Raw genomic sequence first — 1,276 nt, 5'->3', positions numbered from 1 at the left:
TACTGACCCCAAAAAGTTAGACAATTAATTTATCCAAAGGATTTAGTTCTGTATTGCACAGGACTAAATCCTTTTAGTTTTACCTTAATGCGTTTGTTGTTGTAGTAATCAATATAGTCTACAATAGCTTGTTCCAATTGCTCAAGTGAGTGAAACGTCTTCTCATAACCATAAAACATCTCAGACTTAAGAATGCCAAAGAAGGACTCCATCATACCATTGTCTGGACTATTTCCCTTACGTGACATGGACGGTTGGATCCCTTTATCCTCTAAAAATTGATGATAATACTGATGTTGGTATTGCCAACCTTGGTCACTATGGAGAATTGTATTTTCGTAATGCTCCTCTGTGAAGGCCTGGTCTAACATAGCTTTCACTTGTTCTAAGTTTGGTGAAGTTGAGAGATTATAGGCGATAATTTCGCTATTAAAGCCATCTAAAACTGGTGATAAGTAGAGCTTTTGACTGCTCGCTGGAATGGCAAACTCTGTCACATCTGTGTAGCACTTTTCCATTGGTTTGGATGCTTCAAACTGGCGTTGAATAAGATTATCTGCTTTCTTGCCAACTTCTCCTTGGTATGAAGAATACTTGCGTTTACGACGAATACGAGCTGTTAAACCAAGAATTTTCATCAGACGTTGCACCCTTTTGTGATTGACCGCACGACTACGATTTCTTAATTCAAGAGTAACTCTACGATAGCCGTAATTTCCCTTATGTTCATCATAAATGGCTTGTATTTCCACTTTGATAGCTTGATCTTTATCTACTTGATTCAATTGCTTTAAGTGGTAATAATAGGTTGAACGAGCAAGTTTGATAATGTTTAGAAGGATATCTAAAGGAAACTCTGTTACCAATCCTTGAACAATTTCTGTTTTTCTTCTTGCTCCTTTTCGTCCCTCAATCGGAGTTCTCTCAACTTTTTTAGAATAGCATTCTCCGCTCTCAGGTACTCATTTTCTGCTTGAAGACGTTCTAACTCTGTCATCTCTTCAGGTTTTTTCTTTGGTTTACGTCCCATTTTAGGCGGTCTCCCTCTTGTTTTCTCAACAATAGTATACCCGTTTTTCTTATATTGTGCTATCCAATTAGGCAACATTCCAACACTTGGAAGAGCATAATCTAGAGACACCCTTATTTGTGAACGACCTTCAATCAGAACTTTATCAATGATTTCTCGTTTTAATTTAGGAGAATAATAACGATTCCTCCCCTTTTTAACAAACTCTATACCGTAACGATCAATCAATTTAATCATGTACTGAAG

Annotated in this window: 1 protein-coding gene; it reads right to left on the bottom strand. The window is 37.1% G+C overall.

The features are described from left to right. Positions 1–29: 29 nt before the first annotated feature. Positions 30–1,276 (bottom strand): IS3 family transposase gene (locus HMPREF2918_RS00010; RefSeq protein WP_218108095.1). Its coding sequence is split into 2 segments (ribosomal slippage), with 1,248 coding nucleotides annotated over them: positions 30–946 and positions 946–1,276; the frame shifts between segments, so codons are not numbered across the junction. This gene is flagged as partial in the annotation.

The sequence above is a fragment of the Streptococcus sp. HMSC065C01 genome, assembly GCF_001813525.1.
Lineage (GTDB): Bacteria > Bacillota > Bacilli > Lactobacillales > Streptococcaceae > Streptococcus > Streptococcus parasanguinis_V.
This window is presented reverse-complemented; position numbering and strand designations above follow the sequence as displayed.